18 protein-coding genes and 1 tRNA gene are annotated in these 17,442 nt (G+C 64.7%); 9 read left to right on the top strand and 10 right to left on the bottom strand.

What is annotated here, in order from left to right:
• Window positions 1–56 precede the first annotated feature (56 nt).
• Window positions 57–497 (top strand): GNAT family N-acetyltransferase, encoded by a 441-nt coding sequence (locus tag VJ162_RS03610; protein ID WP_324662435.1) that lies wholly within the window; start codon window positions 57–59, stop codon window positions 495–497.
• 221 nt (window positions 498–718) lie between these two features.
• Here the strand turns inward: VJ162_RS03610 and VJ162_RS03615 are convergent.
• Both VJ162_RS03615 and VJ162_RS03620 read right to left on the bottom strand, forming a co-directional pair.
• A tRNA-Lys gene (locus tag VJ162_RS03615) sits at window positions 719–792 on the bottom strand.
• A gap of 122 nt (window positions 793–914) precedes the next feature.
• Window positions 915–1,943, bottom strand: coding sequence for a hypothetical protein (locus tag VJ162_RS03620; protein ID WP_324662436.1), 1,029 nt, complete (start codon window positions 1,941–1,943; stop codon window positions 915–917).
• A 159-nt stretch (window positions 1,944–2,102) separates the two neighbouring features.
• On the opposite strand from VJ162_RS03620, the gene VJ162_RS03625 reads away from it, so the two are divergent.
• The gene (locus VJ162_RS03625; protein ID WP_324662437.1) at window positions 2,103–3,557 is read left to right on the top strand and encodes a DHH family phosphoesterase; all 1,455 of its coding nucleotides are present in this window, start codon (window positions 2,103–2,105) and stop codon (window positions 3,555–3,557) included.
• Here the strand turns inward: VJ162_RS03625 and VJ162_RS03630 are convergent.
• Window positions 3,554–3,859, bottom strand: coding sequence for a PRC-barrel domain-containing protein (locus tag VJ162_RS03630; protein WP_324662439.1), 306 nt, complete (start codon window positions 3,857–3,859; stop codon window positions 3,554–3,556). The two genes, VJ162_RS03625 and VJ162_RS03630, sit on opposite strands and share 4 nt — an antisense overlap.
• A 113-nt stretch (window positions 3,860–3,972) precedes the next feature.
• Between VJ162_RS03630 and VJ162_RS03635 the strand changes: the two genes are divergently transcribed.
• A complete protein-coding gene (locus tag VJ162_RS03635) occupies window positions 3,973–4,413 on the top strand; it encodes an SRPBCC domain-containing protein (RefSeq protein WP_324662441.1) in 441 nt (146 codons plus the stop codon).
• A 69-nt stretch (window positions 4,414–4,482) separates the two neighbouring features.
• Here the strand turns inward: VJ162_RS03635 and VJ162_RS03640 are convergent, their stop codons facing one another.
• Window positions 4,483–5,007, bottom strand: coding sequence for a DUF7504 family protein (locus tag VJ162_RS03640; protein ID WP_324662442.1), 525 nt, complete (start codon window positions 5,005–5,007; stop codon window positions 4,483–4,485).
• A 175-nt stretch (window positions 5,008–5,182) separates the two neighbouring features.
• On the opposite strand from VJ162_RS03640, the gene VJ162_RS03645 reads away from it, so the two are divergent.
• The 4 genes from VJ162_RS03645 (at window position 5,183) to VJ162_RS03660 (ending at window position 9,840) form a co-directional block, all read left to right on the top strand.
• Window positions 5,183–5,869: a protein sorting system archaetidylserine synthase gene (locus VJ162_RS03645; protein WP_324662443.1), complete on the top strand. Its 687-nt coding sequence runs from the start codon at window positions 5,183–5,185 to the stop codon at window positions 5,867–5,869.
• Window positions 5,870–6,111: 242 nt separating this feature from the next.
• Window positions 6,112–6,357 carry an Hsp20/alpha crystallin family protein gene (locus VJ162_RS03650; protein WP_324662444.1) on the top strand — a complete coding sequence of 82 codons (246 nt, stop codon included), beginning with the start codon at window positions 6,112–6,114 and terminating at the stop codon, window positions 6,355–6,357.
• The gene (locus tag VJ162_RS03655; protein ID WP_324662445.1) at window positions 6,358–8,619 is read left to right on the top strand and encodes a CDC48 family AAA ATPase; all 2,262 of its coding nucleotides are present in this window, start codon (window positions 6,358–6,360) and stop codon (window positions 8,617–8,619) included.
• A gap of 405 nt (window positions 8,620–9,024) precedes the next feature.
• A complete protein-coding gene (locus VJ162_RS03660; RefSeq protein WP_324662447.1) occupies window positions 9,025–9,840 on the top strand; it encodes a cytochrome c oxidase subunit 3 in 816 nt (271 codons plus the stop codon).
• Window positions 9,841–9,848: 8 nt separating this feature from the next.
• On the opposite strand, the gene VJ162_RS03665 is transcribed toward VJ162_RS03660, so the two are convergent.
• Both VJ162_RS03665 and VJ162_RS03670 read right to left on the bottom strand, forming a co-directional pair.
• A complete protein-coding gene (locus tag VJ162_RS03665) occupies window positions 9,849–10,370 on the bottom strand; it encodes a hypothetical protein (RefSeq protein ID WP_324662448.1) in 522 nt (173 codons plus the stop codon).
• A 1-nt stretch (window position 10,371) separates the two neighbouring features.
• The gene (locus tag VJ162_RS03670; RefSeq protein ID WP_324662449.1) at window positions 10,372–12,639 is read right to left on the bottom strand and encodes a DUF6789 family protein; all 2,268 of its coding nucleotides are present in this window, start codon (window positions 12,637–12,639) and stop codon (window positions 10,372–10,374) included.
• Between the two features lie 172 nt (window positions 12,640–12,811).
• On the opposite strand from VJ162_RS03670, the gene coxB reads away from it, so the two are divergent.
• Both coxB and VJ162_RS03680 read left to right on the top strand, forming a co-directional pair.
• Window positions 12,812–13,582, top strand: coding sequence for a cytochrome c oxidase subunit II (gene coxB / locus VJ162_RS03675; RefSeq protein WP_324662450.1), 771 nt, complete (start codon window positions 12,812–12,814; stop codon window positions 13,580–13,582).
• Between the two features lie 108 nt (window positions 13,583–13,690).
• Window positions 13,691–14,248 carry a DUF420 domain-containing protein gene (locus VJ162_RS03680; RefSeq protein ID WP_324662451.1) on the top strand — a complete coding sequence of 186 codons (558 nt, stop codon included), beginning with the start codon at window positions 13,691–13,693 and terminating at the stop codon, window positions 14,246–14,248.
• A gap of 64 nt (window positions 14,249–14,312) precedes the next feature.
• Here the strand turns inward: VJ162_RS03680 and purF are convergent, their stop codons facing one another.
• From purF to VJ162_RS03700, 4 genes are all read right to left on the bottom strand, one after another.
• Window positions 14,313–15,755, bottom strand: a complete 1,443-nt coding sequence (gene purF / locus VJ162_RS03685; RefSeq protein ID WP_324662452.1) for an amidophosphoribosyltransferase — start codon at window positions 15,753–15,755, stop codon at window positions 14,313–14,315.
• Window positions 15,756–15,764: 9 nt separating this feature from the next.
• Window positions 15,765–15,938, bottom strand: a complete 174-nt coding sequence (locus VJ162_RS03690) for a 50S ribosomal protein L37e (protein ID WP_220587618.1) — start codon at window positions 15,936–15,938, stop codon at window positions 15,765–15,767.
• Complete coding sequence (locus VJ162_RS03695; RefSeq protein ID WP_324662453.1) at window positions 15,935–16,117, bottom strand: LSM domain-containing protein; 183 nt, start codon at window positions 16,115–16,117, stop codon at window positions 15,935–15,937. Before VJ162_RS03695 ends, VJ162_RS03690 begins: the two co-directional genes overlap by 4 nt.
• Before the next feature lie 71 nt (window positions 16,118–16,188).
• Window positions 16,189–17,331: an AI-2E family transporter gene (locus VJ162_RS03700; protein ID WP_324662454.1), complete on the bottom strand. Its 1,143-nt coding sequence runs from the start codon at window positions 17,329–17,331 to the stop codon at window positions 16,189–16,191.
• Between the last annotated feature and the right edge of the window lie 111 nt (window positions 17,332–17,442).

Here is a 17,442-nt window from a genome sequence, read left to right on the forward strand (position 1 = left end):
AAGGTCCCTCGCGAGTCCGACACAAGAAACTCTACGGTGTAGCGAGACAGTGAGGTATGCCCTCTTACGAGACACACGTAGGCGGTGACGGGGCCGTCGGTGAGATGGCCCGAACGGTCCGCCGTGCGGTCTTCATCGACGAGCAAGGCGTCGACGAGGCCGACGAGATGGACGAGAAAGACGAGGTGGCGACCCACATCGTCGTCACCGACGACGGCGAGCCTGTCGCGACGGCGCGGTTCAGACTTGTCGAGCCGACGACTGTCCGAATCGAACGCGTTGCCGTTCTCGAGCCATACCGCGGCGAGGGCTTGGGCGCGAAGGTGATGGAGATTGCCGAATCGACGGCCCACAAGCGAGGCGCGACGTCGGCGTTTCTGCACGGCCAGCTGCGGGTCGCGGCGTTCTACGAGCAACTCGGTTACGAAACGGTCGGCGACCAGTTCGAGGAGGCCGGTATCCCACACGTCGAGATGGTGAAGCAACTGGACGAGTGAGGGCGTTACAGCGTCTGGTGGCGCCGCTTACGGATTCGTTCTCACTGCAGGAAAGCGGGCCGGAAGGGACTGAGCAAACGCGAGGCGTTTGCGAAGGTCGAGAGACACCGGCGGCGTCTCTCGGAATTTGAACCACAGTCGGAGCAGCGGTCCCTCTTGGTTCAAATCACTTTCCCCATCAGTTTCGCGCCGCTTACGGGTTCGTTCGCACCGCAGGAAAGCGGGCCGGAAGGGATTTGAACCCTCGACCGACGGCTTAAGAGGCCGTCGCTCTGCCAGACTGAGCTACCGGCCCTGCATACTCCAGTTATGGAGGGGTTTGTATATACGTTTCCTTTCGGTCGCCCGACGGCGGCCGAACGTCGGGTGCACATGGCCGGGAGACGACTGGGCCTGCACCCGTGACGGACTACAGCCTCAGACGCCGTATTCGAGCGTGTCTTGGGTCCCGGTCACCGTGACCGTGTTACCGTTCGTGTTGACGCTGAGGTCGCTGAGGTTGGCCAGCGAGCCGTTGCCGGTGTCGTTCGCCTCGATCCACTCCTGGACATCGCCTTCGTTCACGTCGCCCTCGCTGTCGAAGACGAAGACGTACTGTGATTCCGTCGTCTCGCCGTTGATAGATTCGGCCCGTCCCTCGGCGACAACACCCTCGAACCGGCCGGCGGGGATATTTTCGTCCGCGCCGTTGTCGGAGCCGATCTCGTTCGCTCGCACGGTGAAACTGACCTGAACGCCGTTGTTGAGCGCATCGGTGAGCGTGCTGAACGTGTCGTTGCTGTCGACGTAGCGGTCGGTGCCGTCCTCGCCGGCGTCGATTATCCCCTCGACTACGTCCGGGGCGTCGACCGGGGAGGATTCGTTGGTGGCGTTCGGGACTCGCTGCGCCCGGATGATAGTCCCGTCGCCGACGGCGAACGCGTCCGGCGAGGTGTCGGGCTCGGCCTGAACGTAGATCTCGTAGTTGTTGTACGAGGAGTCCGACTCGTACTGGGTGCTCCCGCTGTTGCCGGAGCTGCTACCGAAGCCCGACGGCGTCGGCGTATCGACCGGGGCGGCCGTGAGTTCCGATTTGACAGCTTCGGTGTCGAACGAGCCGGTGATGATGCGGCCGTCCGGCAGGCCCAGATCCATCGAGACGTCTTCGACCTCGATACCGAGCTCCGGATAGCTGGTGCCTTTCGCCCGCAGAACCGCCAGCTCGCTGAGGTTCCCGCTGTTCGAGAAGAGGTTGGTGTAGCTCGTTCCCGACCCGCTGACGCCCTCCCGGTCGCTCTTGAAGGCGTCAGGCTCGTACACCCAGTTCGTGTAACTCCCGAGACCGCCGCCACCGCCGGGAATGAGGTCCTGGACTGCGCTGCAACCGGAGAGGCTCCCGACCGCGCCGACTGCGGCTGCCCCTGCACCCACCCGCAGTAACTTACGTCGTGTAATCTTTTCAGACATTGTCAACTTTTGTTCGGTTACACTCTTATAGTACTTACTAATCACCCTGATTATACTGGTTGGGGCTGGTCACTCCCCGTCAGATCGGCCGTGTTGCCGTTCGGAACACCGTCCGGGAGACGGTGTGATATAAGTGCGTGCCGACCACACCCCTTTCCAATGAGTGCTGCCAGTGGCATTACGATGGCGTCGATGTCGACCTACGCCATCCTGGGCTGTGGGAGCGTGGGACACGCCGTGGCGGAGGAACTCGTAGACGAAGGCAAGGACGTGCTTATTCTGGACGCCGACGAGGGGCGCGTAGAGGCGCTTCGCGACCAGGACCTCAACGCCCAGCAGGGCGATATCTCCGACAAACACGTCGCCGAGACGGTCGAAGACCGGGATGTCATCCTCATCATGTCCTCGGACGTGGCCGCCAACGCCGAGGCGGTGCGCAACATCCGCGCGGCCGAGGGCGACCAGTTCATCGTCGCCCGCGCGAACGACCCGGTCTCGGCCGACGAACTGACCGATCTGGGCGCCGACGTGGTGATAAACCCCTCGGCTGTCATCGCCGACTCGGCGCTGCGGGCCCTCGAAACGGGCGAACTGGAGTACAAGGCCTCACAGCTGGGCGATGTTATCGACGCCACCGAAGAGCGGATGGCGATTCTCATCCACCGCTCGCCGGACCCGGACTCCATCGCCTCGGCGGCCGCGCTGCGGACCATCGCGGAGAGCCGGGACGTGGAGGCCGACATCATCTACGAGGGCGAGATCGGCCACCAGGAGAACCGAGCGTTCGTGAACCTGCTCGGCATCGAGTTGGCCTCCCGTGAGGAGGTTGACCTGGACGACTTCGATACGTTCGCCCTGGTCGACGTCGCCAAAGGCGGCGAGTTGCCCGTCGAGGACATCGACATCATCATCGACCACTACGAGCACGACGAGGAGTACGACGCCGCGTTCTCCGATATCCGCCCCAACGTCTCCGCTACCTCGACTATCCTCACGAAGTACATCCAGGAGCTTGACCTCACGCTCGACCAGACCGTCGCCACGGCGTTGCTGTACGGCATCCGCGCCGAGACACTGGATTTCAAGCGCGACACGACTCCGGCGGACCTGACCGCCGCCGCGTACCTCTACCCGTTCGCCGACCACGACACCCTAGAGCAGGTGGAGTCGCCGTCGATGAGCCCGGAGACGCTGGACGTTCTCGCCGAGGCCATCCGGAACCGCGAGGTCCAGGGAAGCCACCTCGTCTCGAACGCGGGGTTCATCCGTGACCGCGACGCCCTCTCACAGGCCGCCCAGCACCTCCTCAACTTGGAGGGGATCACCACCACGGCCGTCTTCGCCATCGCCGACGACACCATCTATCTGGCCGCCCGCTCGAAGGACATCCGCATGAACATCGGCAAGGTGCTCGCGGACGCCTTCGGTGAGATGGGGGAGACGGCGGGCCACTCCACGGACGCCAGCGTCGAGATTCCGCTGGGTATCTTCACCGGGCTAGACACCTCGGACGACAACCGCGACACGTTGCTGGAACTGACAGAAGAAGCCGTCAAACGAAAACTGTTCGAGGCGATGGGCGTCGATAGCGGCGAAGGTTCCAACGGGAGCTAGGCCGGGACCTCTTCTTCGTCCGTCTCTTCCTCGGGCTGGCGGAGGCGTTCGACGATGTCGTTGACGATGACCACGTCACCCACGGCCTGGACCCACCGATACGGAAGAATGACCCCGCGGGCGCTCCCCGCCTCGGCGTCGAACAGTTCGGTGTTCAGCTGGTGAAGCGCCAGTCCGGTGACCGTCCGCCGCTCCAGATCGAGCCTGATATCCTCGACTTCGCCGACGAAGACCCCGTTTTTCGAATACACTTCCCGACCCACCAGCGTCGTGATTTCCTGAGGAATCTTCTCAGTTTCCATACCCACGTGCAGTACCGGGCGGGTATTAAATGTTCACTGCGCGTCAGACGGGCGTCCGCAGTCGGTCCCCCAGCGACCGGGGGTTTTTCACCGCTGCGGCCAATAGCAGGTCGATGACCGAAGTCAGCGTCGCCGTCGACGTCCCGGCCGGTCCGGACACCGTCTGGGCGGTGTTGACCGACACCGAGGCCTACCCGCAGTGGAACACACTGCTGTCGGTCCGTGGGGAGTACGCCGTCGGCGAGACCGTCGCCGTCCGGCTCTCGATTCCGGGGCTCCCGAGCGTGCCCATCTCGCCGGAAATCACCGCGGTCGAACCCGAGCGAGCGCTGCGCTGGCGCTCCCGGCTGTTTGGAATCGAGGCCGACCACGCCTTCCTGCTTGAGCCGCGCGCGGACGGCGGGACGCGATTCGTCCAGACCGAACAGTTCAGCGGGCCGCTGGCGGGTCGGGTAGTGGAACGGCTCGAACGGCGGATCCGTCGCGGGTTCGAGCAGATGAACGTCGGACTGTGCCGCCGGGCCGTGGAACTCCGTGACGGGCCACCGCAGTAGGCCCGACCGCCGGCGATGGTGTCGTACGTATGCGCTGCCACGAACAGTGCCACGTGGTCGGACGCAGTCTCAGCGGCGGTCGAGTTCGGCGTCGAAGGGCAATCGGAGCCGGTCGTAAGTCTCCGCGGCCACGGAGTCCCGGTCCAGCGTGTAGATGCCGGTGATGCCGTAGTCCCCGGCCAGCCCCGTCAGGTGGTCCAGAAAGCGGACAACCCGGTCTTCCGAGGCGTACATGAGGAAGATGTTGAGATTCTCCATCAGGAGATACCCGCGACCCATGGACTTGAACGCCCGGGAGAGGCGCATACTCAGCCCTGTCAGGTCGTCCGGCACCAGCGGGTCACAGGACCACATCGGGCCGTCGTAGGCCGTCTCGGCCCCCGAGATGGGGATGTGTGCGGCGGCGTCTAGCTCGACGCCCGCACTCGCCAGCCGGTCGGCGACAGTCGCCGACGGCTTCGAGGAGACGACGACGATATTTCGGGACGCGCTGGCCGGGAGATAGCCAGAGGGCGACCCCATCGACCGGAGCGACAGGAGGACCTGTGTCCCTCGTTCCACGGAGAGTGGCTTCGATACCTCGTCAGCGCTCACCGCGTGACACCCCGCTCGCCGGTTCCCCCGCTTTCCCCCACATTAGCGTTCCCTACTGTTAGAAAGCTCTACTGAGCCGTATAAATAAGTTGTGTGGGGAAGGTGGTGTGTCTCCGGATGGGTCATCGCGAGCCGGTTTCGACTCTTTCATGTAGGCGGTGGTCCACCGCCAACCATGAGCTTCAGGGTGCATCGGCGACTCAGCCGGGCCGACGCCGTGACGCTGTGTAACGCGGTCGTCGGCTTTGCCGCGGGTGTGGTGGCGTTTACCGACCTTCACCTGGCGGCAAGGCTCGTCCTGCTGTCGGTCATCGTCGACGCGCTCGACGGTATCACCGCGCGCAACGGCGAGAGCTCCGACGTGGGGCCGCTGCTCGATTCCATCACGGACGTGCTTTCGTTCGGCGTCACGCCCAGCCTGTTCGTCTACGCCGTGTTGCGGGAGAGCTACGGCGGCGTCGGCGGGGCTGACCCCCTCGTGTCTGTCGGGCTGCTCGCCGTCGCCTCGCTGTATGCCGTCTTCTCCATCCTCCGGACCGCGTTCTACACCACGTACTTCGACGGGGCCGAAGCGCGGCCCGGGATGCCGAACTCGCTGGGGGCGATACTGCTGGCGACGGCCTATCTGGCCGGTATCACCGACCCCGTCGCTATCGCGGTCGGCGCGACCGTCCTCGCGGTCGCGCAGGTCTCGCCCTTCGACTACCCCAAGCCGGGGGTCAAAACGGTGGGACCGATGGGCGTTGTCCTCTTTGGGGCCGTCGTCGTCCCGACCGCTCTGGGACGAGCGGCGCCCCGGCTCATGCTCGCTATCGCGCTCCTGTTTTTCGCCCTGGGCCCGCGGTACTACTGGGCGGACTAGTACGGAAGCGCGTCGGCCGGGACCCTGTGGCGGCGCCGGTGACCGCTGTCGGTCGCCCGGGTAACGCGGACGCGTGGCACTGGCCACGGCCTTCGATAAGTGTGGACGAACACAGCGGATAAAAGGCCGCGTGGCGTATGGGCCCGGTGTGAACCGCATTCAAGCAACTAACTCTGATTCGGCGTCGTATGCCGGTTTTCGGCGATGGATTTATATACTTACCGCACTTACTTGTAGTTAGCATGAACACAGACCAACAGTTGTTCGACGAACTTCCCGTCCGCCGATTCGAGTACGACGACGCCGTCGTGCTCGCTGCGGACGTGGGTGTGGCCGACGACACCAGCGTGGACATCGTCGACGACACGGTAATTCTCGTCACCGGTGACGAGCAACACGAACAGCCCCTGCCCGACGACAGCGACGCACGTGCGTTTATCAACAACGGCGTCCTCACTATCGAACTGTCAGCGGAGGAGGCACACTAAATGAAACTCACAGTCAAACCACTCAAGCAGAAAGACGCGGGGCGTGGCCTCGCGGCCATCGACCGGGCCGCGATGGACGAGATGGACCTAGAGAACGGCGATTACATCGTCCTCGAAGGGGGGAGCCGAGCGGTCGCACGCGTGTGGCCGGGCTACCCCGAGGACGACAGCAAGGGCATCGTCCGCATCGATGGTCAGCTCCGCCAGGAGGCCGGCGTCGGTATCGACGACAACGTCACCGTCGAGAAGGCCGATGTCAAGCCCGCGACCAGCGTGACCGTCGCACTGCCCCAGAACCTCCGCGTTCGGGGCAACGTCGGTCCGATGATTCGCAACAACCTCAGCGGCCAGGCCGTCACGCAGGGCCAGACCGTGCCCGTGAGCTTCGGGCTCGGCCCGCTGTCCTCGATGTCGGGCCAGAAGATTCCGCTCCGCATCGCGGAGACGGCCCCGTCCGGAACCGTGGTCGTCACTGACTCGACCGAGATTCAGGTCAGCGAGAAGCCCGCCGAACAGATACGCGAGGGCGAGGGCGGCGAAGCCCCCGAGTCGCCCGACGTGACCTACGAGGACATCGGCGGCCTCGACGACGAGCTGGAGCAGGTCCGGGAGATGATAGAGCTGCCGATGCGCCACCCCGAGCTGTTCCAGCAGTTGGGCATCGAGCCGCCAAAGGGCGTCTTGCTCCACGGCCCGCCCGGGACCGGCAAGACCCTGATGGCCAAAGCCGTCGCCAACGAGATCGACGCGTACTTCACCACTATCTCCGGCCCGGAGATCATGTCGAAGTACTACGGCGAGAGCGAGGAGCAGCTCCGTGAGGTCTTCGAGGAGGCCGAGGAGAACGCCCCCGCCATCGTCTTCATCGACGAGATCGACTCCATCGCGCCAAAGCGCGGCGAGACCCAGGGCGACGTGGAACGCCGCGTCGTCGCCCAGCTACTCAGCCTGATGGACGGGCTCGAAGAGCGCGGACAGGTCATCGTCATCGGCGCGACCAACCGCGTCGACGCCATCGACCCCGCGCTCCGGCGCGGTGGCCGCTTCGACCGCGAAATCGAGATCGGCGTCCCGGACAAGGAGGGCCGCAAGGAGATCCTGCAGGTCCACACCCGCGGGATGCCCCTCTCCGGGGAGATCGACATCGACAGCTACGCCGAGAACACCCACGGCTTTGTCGGCGCGGACCTGGCTACCCTGACGAAAGAAAGCGCCATGAACGCGCTCCGGCGCATCCGCCCGGAGCTCGACCTCGAATCCGAGGAGATAGACGCGGAGGTCTTAGAGAAGCTGGAGATCAGTGACGACGACGTCAAGGACGCGATGAAGGGCATCGAGCCCTCCGCGCTCCGCGAGGTCTTCGTCGAGGTCCCGGACGTGACCTGGGACTCCGTGGGCGGACTGGAAGACACCAAAGAGCGACTCCGCGAGACCATCCAGTGGCCCCTGGAATATGGCTCGGTCTTCGAGGCGATGGACCTCAACGCCGCCAAGGGCGTCCTGCTGTACGGGCCGCCCGGCACCGGCAAAACCCTGCTCGCGAAGGCAGTCGCCAACGAGGCCCAGTCGAACTTCATCTCCGTGAAAGGGCCCGAACTGCTGAACAAGTTCGTGGGCGAGTCCGAGAAGGGCGTCCGCGAAGTGTTCGCCAAGGCCCGGGAGAACGCCCCGACGGTGGTGTTCTTCGATGAGATCGACTCCATCGCCGGCGAGCGCGGCGGCGGCCAGACCGACTCCGGCGTCGGCGAACGCGTCGTCTCCCAGCTGCTGACCGAACTCGACGGCATCGAGGAGATGGAGGACGTGGTCGTCGTCGCGACGACGAACCGGCCCGACCTCATCGACAGCGCACTGCTGCGCCCCGGTCGGCTGGACCGCCACGTCCACGTCCCGGTGCCCGACGAGGAGGCTCGCCGGGCCATCTTCGCGGTCCACACCCGCGACAAACCGCTGGCCGACGGCGTCGACCTCAACAGCCTGGCCCGCCGGACCGACGGCTACGTGGGCGCCGACATCGAGGCGGTCGCTCGCGAGGCATCGATGGCCGCGACCCGGGAGTTCATCAACAGCGTCGACCCCGAGGACATCGGTGACTCGGTCGGAAACGTCCGCGTGACGATGGACCACTTCGAGCACGCGCTCTCGGAAGTCGGCCCCAGCGTCACCGAGGAGACCCGCGAGCAGTACGACGAGATCGAACAGCGCTTCGACACGGCCGAGCCCGACCTCGAAGAGGACAAGGTCGGCCGGACGTTCCAGTAGTACTGTTCCGGCTCGGGTGAGCGCGGAGCGCTCACCGCGTGGCGGCTTCGCCGCCACGGCATCTGGTTGCGGGCCGTCGGCCCGCAACCCACTCGCCGCAAAAATCTACGCTAAAAAGGCGGCCTGCTCGGCTTCGCCTCGCAGGCCGTGAACCCCGCTCGCTGCGCTCACGGGTCACGGTGTTCCCCGTACACATCGGGGGTTCGCGTTGCTCATACTGGTGGCTGTAACAAACTGAAGTAATTCGCCACCCCGGGGTGGCGAATATCTTTACGAACTTACAGCCACCAGTATCACCCTCGCTACGCTCGCGCGGATGCTTACCGCCTTATTCAGCCATCGTTACCGAGTACGGCAACAGCCACCCGGCCACTTATTTAACGACAGCGTCCCCACAGTACCACAATGTCCGGTTGGCTGAACACTGCTGGCGGTCACGCGGATGAAGACCACGACGGAGAGCACCACGAACACCGGAGCCGCTGGCCCCTCATCGCAGCTGTCGGCGCCGGGCTGTTGTATCTCGGGGCCGGCTTCTTCTTCGTCGGGCTCGACCTCGTCCCTGTTGTCATCCCCGCGGGACTGGCTGGCGTCGGCGCGTTAGGCGTACTCGCCGGCCTGTTTGGCTGGGCGTACGAGGCCTTCATCGCGCCGGGGACCGGTCACGGCGGCCACGCCGACCTCTACACGACGACGATGATACTCTTTCTGGCCTCGGACGTGGCGACGTTCTCGGCGGGCTTCATCTACTACGCGTTCGTCCGCGCCGGGGCCTGGGAGACCACCCACGAACTCCTGACACCGCTTGTCTTCATCAACACCGCGCTGCTGGTCGCGAGCAGCGTCACCATCCACTACAGCCACCACGCCCTCGAAGCGGGCGAGCGACGGACGTTTCTCGGGCTGCTGGGGGCGACGCTGGCGCTTGGCGTCGTCTTCCTCGGCGGGCAGGTGTACGAGTACTACGAGCTGCTCGTCGTCGAGGGGTTCTCGCTGACGAGTGGCGTCCTCGGAAGCGCGTTCTACGGGCTGACTGGACTCCACGGGCTCCACGTCGCACTCGGGGTCTTGCTCATCGCCATCGCCTTCGGCCGGTCGCTGCGGGGCGAGTACGGGCCGGGCCACGACACCGCCATCAAGACGACGTCGCTGTACTGGCACTTCGTCGACGCGGTGTGGATTTTCCTCGTCGTCGTCCTCTACGTCGGCGCGTCGGTGTAAACTGTCCCCTACCGGCGCTCATCCACGTTCGCTCGCTCCTCCAGTTCCACGAGCTTCCGGTAGATCGGCGGGCTGAGGATGCCGATGACGCCGAAGATGATGGCGAACACGCCAAGCGGGAACTGCAGTTCCGGCGCGACGAAACAGGGGTTCTCAGCGACGACCGTGGCGTAGTGGCGCTCGCCCTCGTAGACGACAATAGAGCCGTTCCGGATGGCGTTCCCGTTCGGGAACGCCCCGGCGACGCGGGCCTCGCCCTGGGGGTCCGCAAGCGCTTCGTCGAAGGCCGTCCGTTCGGCCTCGGAGAGGTTCTCGTAGTGGAGTCTGGGGAGCTTCCGCGGCCCGGTGTCGTTGAACCGCTCGGCGGTCTCCTCGGCGCCCTCGACTGCTATGGTGGGCTGGTCACAGGTCGTGATGTCCTCCTGGATGAGCGCGTAGCCGCCGGGGACCGCGGCACCGATACCGACGGCGACCACCAGGACGCCGACGAACGGCGCGACGTACGTAAAGAGGATAGACTCGTCGCTCATCTCAGGCCTCCACGTCGGTCCGTCGGGACCGCAGGAACTGGAAGGTCACTGCCAGGCCGAGCCCGTATGCCCAGTGGGCGACGAAGACAAACGTCAGGTAGCCAACGAACGCGAGTCCGGTCTGGTCCGTGTAGAACGCGACCGAGAAGCCGGTCGCGACCAGCGTCGCAAACACCAGTCCGGTCTCGAACATCCGACGGCCCGGCAGGAACTCCTGAAACGAGAGGAAAAGCAGCGGCCAGATGATGGTCCCCCCGGCGAGGAAAAGCACCGCGCCGATAAGCGGGGACTTCGAGAAGCCGACCAGTTCGGCTATTTCACCGAAGGAGCCGGGGTCAAGCACGCCGATGACGACGGCGGTCCCGATACCCCCGGTCATCAGGAACGTCCCGATAAAGCCCGCGATAGCCGCCATCGAGGCGTTCCGGTAGACGTTCTGTGCGACGCTACCGACCCCGCCCAACAGGCCCATCGGCTGCAGTTCGGGCGCGTACGACCGGCGGGTGGTCTCGGGCTGGGACGGCTCCAAGTCGTACTTTTCGACCATCCGCTCCTCGAACCACTGCCACTCGCGGGTGAACTGGTTGGTCGCTTTGAGGTCCCACGGGTCAGTGGTCTGGACCACGTCGCCGCGCCAGTACGACACCAGCATGTTGTAGAGCCACATCACGGCCGAGAGGCCGATGACGTAGGAGCCTACAGTCGCGATCTGCTGGGCGAGCTGGTACTCGGGCGGGTAGATGGCCTGCCGGCGCGGCAGTCCCAGGCCGCCGATGACCAGCAGAATCATGAACGTGACGAACGCGCCGACGATGAGCAGTCCCGACTGGAACTTCGCCAGCCGCCGGTCGTACCACCGGCCAGTGAGTATCGGGTACCAGTAGTACGAGGAGGCGATCATCAGCATCGGGATGATGCCGACGACAATCAGGTGGAAGTGGCCGACGACGTAGTAGGTGCCATGGTAGAGGATGTCGATGGGGATGACCGCGAGGAAGACGCCGGTGACGCCGCCGATGATGAAGGTCCCGATACCGCCGGCACAGAGGATAAACGGTGCCGAGAGCTTGATGTTCCCGTCCCACATCGTCGTGAGCCAGTTGAACACCTTGATCGCGCTGGGGACGGCGATAGCGATAGAAAGCGCCATGAACGAGGCCTTGAGTCGCGGGTCGACGCCGGAGGTGAACATGTGGTGGGCCCAGACGCCAAAGGACATCACGGCCAGTCCCAGCGTCGAGTAGACGATGAACTGATAGCCAAACAGCTTCCGCCCGACGAACTTCGGGAGGATGAGGCTCATCAACCCGGTCGCCGGCAGGAAGAGGATGTACACCTCGGGGTGGCCCCAGAACCAGAACAGGTGTTGCCACAGGATCGGCCCACCGCCCTCCGTCGCGAAGAAGGTCGTCCCCAGGTTCCGGTCCAGCAGGAGCATCACCAGGGCGCTGCCAAGCAGCGGGAACGCGAACAGCGCGATGGCGCTCGTCACCATCATGTTCCACGAGAAGATGTCGAGATTGCCCCACGTCACGTCGTCGGCCCGCTCGTAGACGACCGTCGCGATGAAGTTGATGGCGCCGACCGTCGTCGCGATACCGCTCAGGTGCAGACCGAGTAGGAGGAGGTCTATCTGTGGGTTGGGCTGGACCACCGAGAGGGGCGCATACAGCGTCCACCCCACGCTGACCTCCCGCAGCGACAGGAAGAAGGTGATCTGGTCCTCGGGCAGGAAGAGGCTGAGGACCTGCCCGCCGATCTGGACGATGAGGCCAAAGCGGGCCATCAACAGGGCGGGCGGTAGCAGCCAGAAGCCGATGGCGTTGACACGGGGAAACGCCATATCGTCGGCTCCGATGAGCAGCGGGAGGAAGTAGTTCCCGATGCCGAAGAAGACGGGCAGGACAAAGAAGATGAGCATCGTCAGCCCATGGGTGGTAAAGAGGGCGTTGTACGTCTCGGGCGTCCAGATGTCCGCGGGCGGCGTCAACAACTCGGTGCGGAGCATCATCGCGTCCATCCCGCCCCAGAGGGCGGCGATAGTCCCGAACGCGATGTAGAGGAGCCCGATCTCCCGGTGGTTCGTCGTCGTCAGCCAGCGCAGCGTCTCCTCCTGGAGGCGCCCGAGTTCAAACCGAAGCCCCTCGCGCGAGAGGGCGCCGCCGTCACTGGCCGGCCGAGCCCGGTGTCGGGCCCGGAACCAGATAGCGAGGATACCGAGGGCGAGGACGGCCAGTGCCGACCCCTCGATGACGGCTCGGTTCAGCATCGGCGAGCCGTCGAGAGAGCCGCAGTAGTTCCCAGCTCGGTCGGTGAAAGCATTACCCGATTCTCACGGACCCATCGACATAAAACTACGCGACGACAGTGAGTGCACAGCGGGACGACAGGGTGGGGCGACTGGCCAAGCTATATGATACTCCCGTCGTTAGCAGTGTCTAATGCGTCTCAGTCGCGTCCTGTCCTGGCTCTGTGTCCTCACTCTCGGTGTGGTGGTGTTCACCACGCCGGCGGCCGCCCAGTCGGTCAACCGGGCGGCCATCGACGAGCTGAACGAACAGCTGCTGTATGTCGCCCTGCCGCTGACGCTGTTCGTGGAACTGATGCTCGTCTACGCCATCTACCGGTTCTACAACAACGACGCCCCCAGACCGACCGTCGACGACCCCGCTCTGGAGGTCACCTGGACCGCAGCGACCGGCGCTATCCTCGTGTTCGTCGGCGTCTCTGGGTTTTTCGTGCTGGCGAACCCCTACATTTCGCCGGCCGCGGCCGACGCGACCGGTACCGACTTCTCCGACGAGGAGGAGATAGACGTCCTGACCTACCAGTGGGGGTACGAGTTTGGCTACCCCGACACGAACGTGACGACGAGCGACACGCTCTACCTGCCCAACAACACGGACATCCGGTTCACGATGCAGTCAAGCGACGTCATCCACTCGTTTTACGTACCGGGGTTGGGACTCAAACAGGACATCTTCCCCAGCCAGGAGACGGTCGCACGGACCCGCGCGACCGAGACGGGCACCTATCGGCTCTACTGTGCGGAGCTGTGTGGCTCGGGACACGCGCGGATGCAGGCCGACGTCGTCGTCCTGAGCCAGTCCGACTACGACGCCTGGCTCGACGAGCAAGCGGGGTCGAACACCACAGCCGCGCCCGGCGGGAACTCGACCGTCGAGGGGAACACCACCGCGTCCGCCGCGTAGCCGGCTCGATAGGGCGGGCCACGGTGGCACTGGTGGCTACCGGCTTCCGGCTCGCTGCCACTGCCACAGTTCACAACCCACTTTATCCGGCATCGCTAACCGCCAGACATGTTGGACACACGCGAGCGGGTCCCCGAACTCACCGCTGTATTGACGGTCGTCTCACTGGCGCTTGTCTTCGCAGCGGTGGGCGGTGCGATTCCGACCGTATTGTTGCCCCGCGCTCCGGATGCGGTCCTGGACGCCATCCCGACGGTCAACGCGGTGATCAGTACCGCCGCCATCGTGACCATCATCGCCGGCATCCGGGCGATTCGCCACGGAAACGTCGAGCGGCACCGACAGCTGCTGGTCGCCACCTTCGGCCTGTTTGTCGCCTTTCTCGTGTTCTACCTCTATCGCATCTCCCTCGTGGGCCCGACCGAATTTACCGGGCCGGCCGCCGTCGAGACGTACGTCTACTTCCCGCTGCTCGCTATCCACATCCTGCTTGCCATCGTCGCCATCCCGGCGGTCTACTACACGCTCCTGCTGGCGGTAAGCTATCCCGTGTCGGAACTCGGCCGGACGAACCACCCGCGTGCGGGGAAAGTGGCCGCGACGCTGTGGCTGATCTCGTTCTCGCTCGGCGTCGTCGTCTATCTCATGCTGTACGTCGTCTGGTAACGCGCCGCGGCAGGCGCCACCGTCAGACGGTGACAGAAGGAAAACAGACGCAAACCGGGGCCGCTCAGTCGTCGGCCGGCGTCGGCTGCCCGTCGATGTCGGGCCGGACGACGTCGCGGTCGGTCTCCTCGCCCTCGATGTCGTAGGGGTACTCGCCGGTGACACAGCCCAGACAGAGGTCGGCCCGGCTGGAGTCTAGCGTCTCCGCGATGGCGTCGATGGAGAGATAGGAGAGCGAATCGGCGCCGATCTCCTCGCGTATCTCCTCGACGGACTGGTCGCCGGCGATGAGCTCGTCGCGCGACGCCATGTCGATGCCCATGTAACAGGGAGCGATAATCGGCGGAGCGCCGATACGGACGTTGACCTCCTCGGCGCCGGCGTCTTTCAGCAGCTGCACGAGCTGGTTCGAGGTGGTCCCGCGGACGATGGAGTCGTCGATGATGGTGACTTTCTTCCCCTCAATGGTCGACTTGATGGGGTTTAGCTTCAGGCGGACGGCGCGTTCGCGCTCGTCTTGGGTCGGCATGATGAACGTCCGGCCGACGTAGCGGTTTTTCATCAGCCCCTCTGCGAACTCGATGTCCGACCCAGCGTCCTGTGCGGCCTCGGCGTAGCCAGAGGCGAAGGCGCGCCCGGAGTCGGGCACCGGTAACACCACGTCGGAGTCGACCCCCGACTCCGCCCAGAGTTTGCGACCCAGTTCGCGCCGGACCTCGTAGACGAGGTTCTCGTCGATGGTCGAGTCGGGCCGGGCGAAGTAAACGTGTTCGAAGAAGCAGTGAGCCGTGTTCTCCTGCTCGATGAGCTGATAGGTGTCGTAGCCGGTGCCGTCGTCGTGGAGCACGACGAGTTCGCCGGGGCGGACGTCCCGGACCAGTTCCCCGTCGAGCGTGTCGATGGCCGCCGACTCCGAGGTGAGAACGTACCCGTCCTCCAGTTCGCCGATGACCAGCGGGCGATTGCCCTGGGGGTCCCGCACGCCGAGGACGGTCTCGTCGTGCATGATGGTCAGCGAGTAGGAGCCGTGGATGCGCTCCATGGTCCGCTTGACCGCGCGGACGAGGTCTTCCTCCAGCAGGTTGCGCGCGAGGTCGTGAGCGATGACCTCCGTGTCGCCGTCGGAGGTGAAGGCGTGGCCCAGGTCCGCTATCTCGTCGCGGATCTCGTCGGCGTTGACGAGGTTCCCGTTGTGAGACAGACCCAGCGAACCGGACTTGAACGACACCGAGAACGGCTGGGCACAGCAGGAGTTGACGCTTCCTGCGGTCGGGTACCGGACGTGGCCGATGCCGTTGGAGCCGGTCAGCGATTCGAGGTCACCGGGGTCGAAGGCGTCGCCGACGAGGCCCATCTCGACGTGGCTGTGTTGCTGGAAGCCGTCGTGGGTGACGATACCCGCGGACTCCTGTCCGCGGTGCTGGAGAGCGTACAGAGAGTAGTAGAGCGGGCGGGCGGCGTCTCGGTCTTCGAGTGCGATGCCAACAACGCCGCACTTCTCGTGCATGGTGATGAGTTATTCGCCGGCTTTCGACTGCCACTCGTAGTCACGTCGTTTCGCCGACTTGCCGAAGCCGCACGACGAGCAGACTTTCTTTTTCGTGTGATACGACTTGTTTCCACACCGGCGACATTTCGTGTGTGTCGTGGTGTTTTTCTTGCCCTGGCTTGGGGTTCCTGCACCAGTCATGGGTTAATAGATACGACGTTATCGCCGCGTATAATCGTTGTGTCTTCGTCTTCAATTACGAGGTTCATGTGCTGGTCGTAGCCAGTCAGCTTCCCCTCGAATATCTCGCCGCCTTTCAACTGTACGGTGACGGCCTCGCCGAGTGACGCTTCGAGCACGTCCAGCGGTCGTCCACTCATGTTGGGTTCGCATCGTGACGGGCGCTTAAACGTACCGCTTGCCGGACGGACGTGGTCGCCCGCACTGCCGGCTACGTCGGCTCGCTTCCGGCACCGTCCTCCGAGTCGTTTTCCTCGGGTTCAGCGCGTTTCTCCAGGTCCCGCTCGGTTCCCGCCGGTATCGCCTCGACGCCGTCGCCCTCGATGAGTACCGGCAGGACCAGCCGCGCGAAGTGGTAGATGACCACGAGCAAGAGGGGACCAAGGAAGAGCCCGTACCAGCCAAACAGCAGCGGACCGATGACGTAGGCTATCATGACCAGACCGACGTGGAGGTTCCGACCGGAGACGTACGGCCGCAAGACGAGGTCGGGGATGAAGTCCACGAAGACGACTGTGGCGACGACAAACACCACCGGAAACCACAGCGGGTCGCCCTCCAGAACGGCCCGCGCGAAGAGCCCGACAGCGAGCGGGACGTAGACGAGTTTCATCCCGACGACGGGAATCAGGCTCGCGGCGCCGGCCAGCACGGCCAGTAGCGCGGGGTAGGGAATTCCTCCGGCAGGCGCAAAGACGTTCAGGACGATGTAGACGAACGTGGCGACGACGATGATGGCGAAGGCGTTGAGGATGTTGCCGAAGTAGACGCTCCCGAGGTCCGCGTCGACTACCTCCATGTAGACACTCAGGAACTCCTCCTGGTCGCTGAACGTCTCCCGGACCCAACTGCCCAGTTTCTCCCCGTCCCGGAGCAGGTAGAACGCCACGGCAAGAGCCAGGAAGAGGTTGATGAGCGCGGTCCCGATGATGGGGACATATCCCAGTGCCCCCTCGGCGACGAGCTGGCCCGCGTTGACGATATCCGAGTTCTGGAGCAGCATCTGGGGGTCCTGCACGACCTCGGAGACGTTCAGATACGGCTCCAGCTGGTCGGTCAGGGGGCCGAGGTCGACGGTCCGCTGGAGGCGCCCGAGTTCCTGCGCCGCGATGGCGAGGGTGTACCCCACGAGCAACACCACCGGAACGGCGAGTGCCAGCAGCGCCGTCCCGGCCGCAACGTTGGGCCCGAACTTCGCCCGGAACCGCCGGTAGGCCGGCCGGGCCACGTAGTAGAGGAACAGTCCGAGCACGAACGTCCCGACGTAGGTAAACAGAATCCAGGCGGTGATCGCGCCGAGCACGACGGCCACGAGCCACCAGGCGACGCGGCTTCTGGAGGTTGGCCAGTCCATGCTGTCAGGGGCGCCTCCGTTGGGACTGGTTCCGACGCACAGCGGGCCAGGTGTAAAGCGAACCCATACCTGACCTGTCGGGCGCGAAGCGGTTGGTTAGACGGCGGTTAT

The organism is Haloarcula sediminis (genome assembly GCF_035656455.1).
GTDB classification, from domain to species: Archaea; Halobacteriota; Halobacteria; order Halobacteriales; family Haloarculaceae; genus Haloarcula; species Haloarcula sediminis.

Bases quoted from the DNA above. Each gene is read 5' to 3' on its own strand.
- VJ162_RS03610 (WP_324662435.1), top strand. From the start codon at position 57: ATGCCCTCTTACGAGACACACGTAGGCGGTGACGGGGCCGTCGGTGAG.
- VJ162_RS03620 (WP_324662436.1), bottom strand. From the start codon at position 1,943: ATGTCTGAAAAGATTACACGACGTAAGTTACTGCGGGTGGGTGCAGGG.
- VJ162_RS03625 (WP_324662437.1), top strand. From the start codon at position 2,103: ATGAGTGCTGCCAGTGGCATTACGATGGCGTCGATGTCGACCTACGCC.
- VJ162_RS03630 (WP_324662439.1), bottom strand. From the start codon at position 3,859: ATGGAAACTGAGAAGATTCCTCAGGAAATCACGACGCTGGTGGGTCGG.
- VJ162_RS03635 (WP_324662441.1), top strand. From the start codon at position 3,973: ATGACCGAAGTCAGCGTCGCCGTCGACGTCCCGGCCGGTCCGGACACC.
- VJ162_RS03645 (WP_324662443.1), top strand. From the start codon at position 5,183: ATGAGCTTCAGGGTGCATCGGCGACTCAGCCGGGCCGACGCCGTGACG.
- VJ162_RS03650 (WP_324662444.1), top strand. From the start codon at position 6,112: ATGAACACAGACCAACAGTTGTTCGACGAACTTCCCGTCCGCCGATTC.
- VJ162_RS03655 (WP_324662445.1), top strand. From the start codon at position 6,358: ATGAAACTCACAGTCAAACCACTCAAGCAGAAAGACGCGGGGCGTGGC.
- VJ162_RS03660 (WP_324662447.1), top strand. From the start codon at position 9,025: ATGTCCGGTTGGCTGAACACTGCTGGCGGTCACGCGGATGAAGACCAC.
- VJ162_RS03665 (WP_324662448.1), bottom strand. From the start codon at position 10,370: ATGAGCGACGAGTCTATCCTCTTTACGTACGTCGCGCCGTTCGTCGGC.
- VJ162_RS03670 (WP_324662449.1), bottom strand. From the start codon at position 12,639: ATGCTGAACCGAGCCGTCATCGAGGGGTCGGCACTGGCCGTCCTCGCC.
- coxB (WP_324662450.1), top strand. From the start codon at position 12,812: ATGCGTCTCAGTCGCGTCCTGTCCTGGCTCTGTGTCCTCACTCTCGGT.
- VJ162_RS03680 (WP_324662451.1), top strand. From the start codon at position 13,691: ATGTTGGACACACGCGAGCGGGTCCCCGAACTCACCGCTGTATTGACG.
- purF (WP_324662452.1), bottom strand. From the start codon at position 15,755: ATGCACGAGAAGTGCGGCGTTGTTGGCATCGCACTCGAAGACCGAGAC.
- VJ162_RS03690 (WP_220587618.1), bottom strand. From the start codon at position 15,938: ATGACTGGTGCAGGAACCCCAAGCCAGGGCAAGAAAAACACCACGACA.
- VJ162_RS03695 (WP_324662453.1), bottom strand. From the start codon at position 16,117: ATGAGTGGACGACCGCTGGACGTGCTCGAAGCGTCACTCGGCGAGGCC.
- VJ162_RS03700 (WP_324662454.1), bottom strand. From the start codon at position 17,331: ATGGACTGGCCAACCTCCAGAAGCCGCGTCGCCTGGTGGCTCGTGGCC.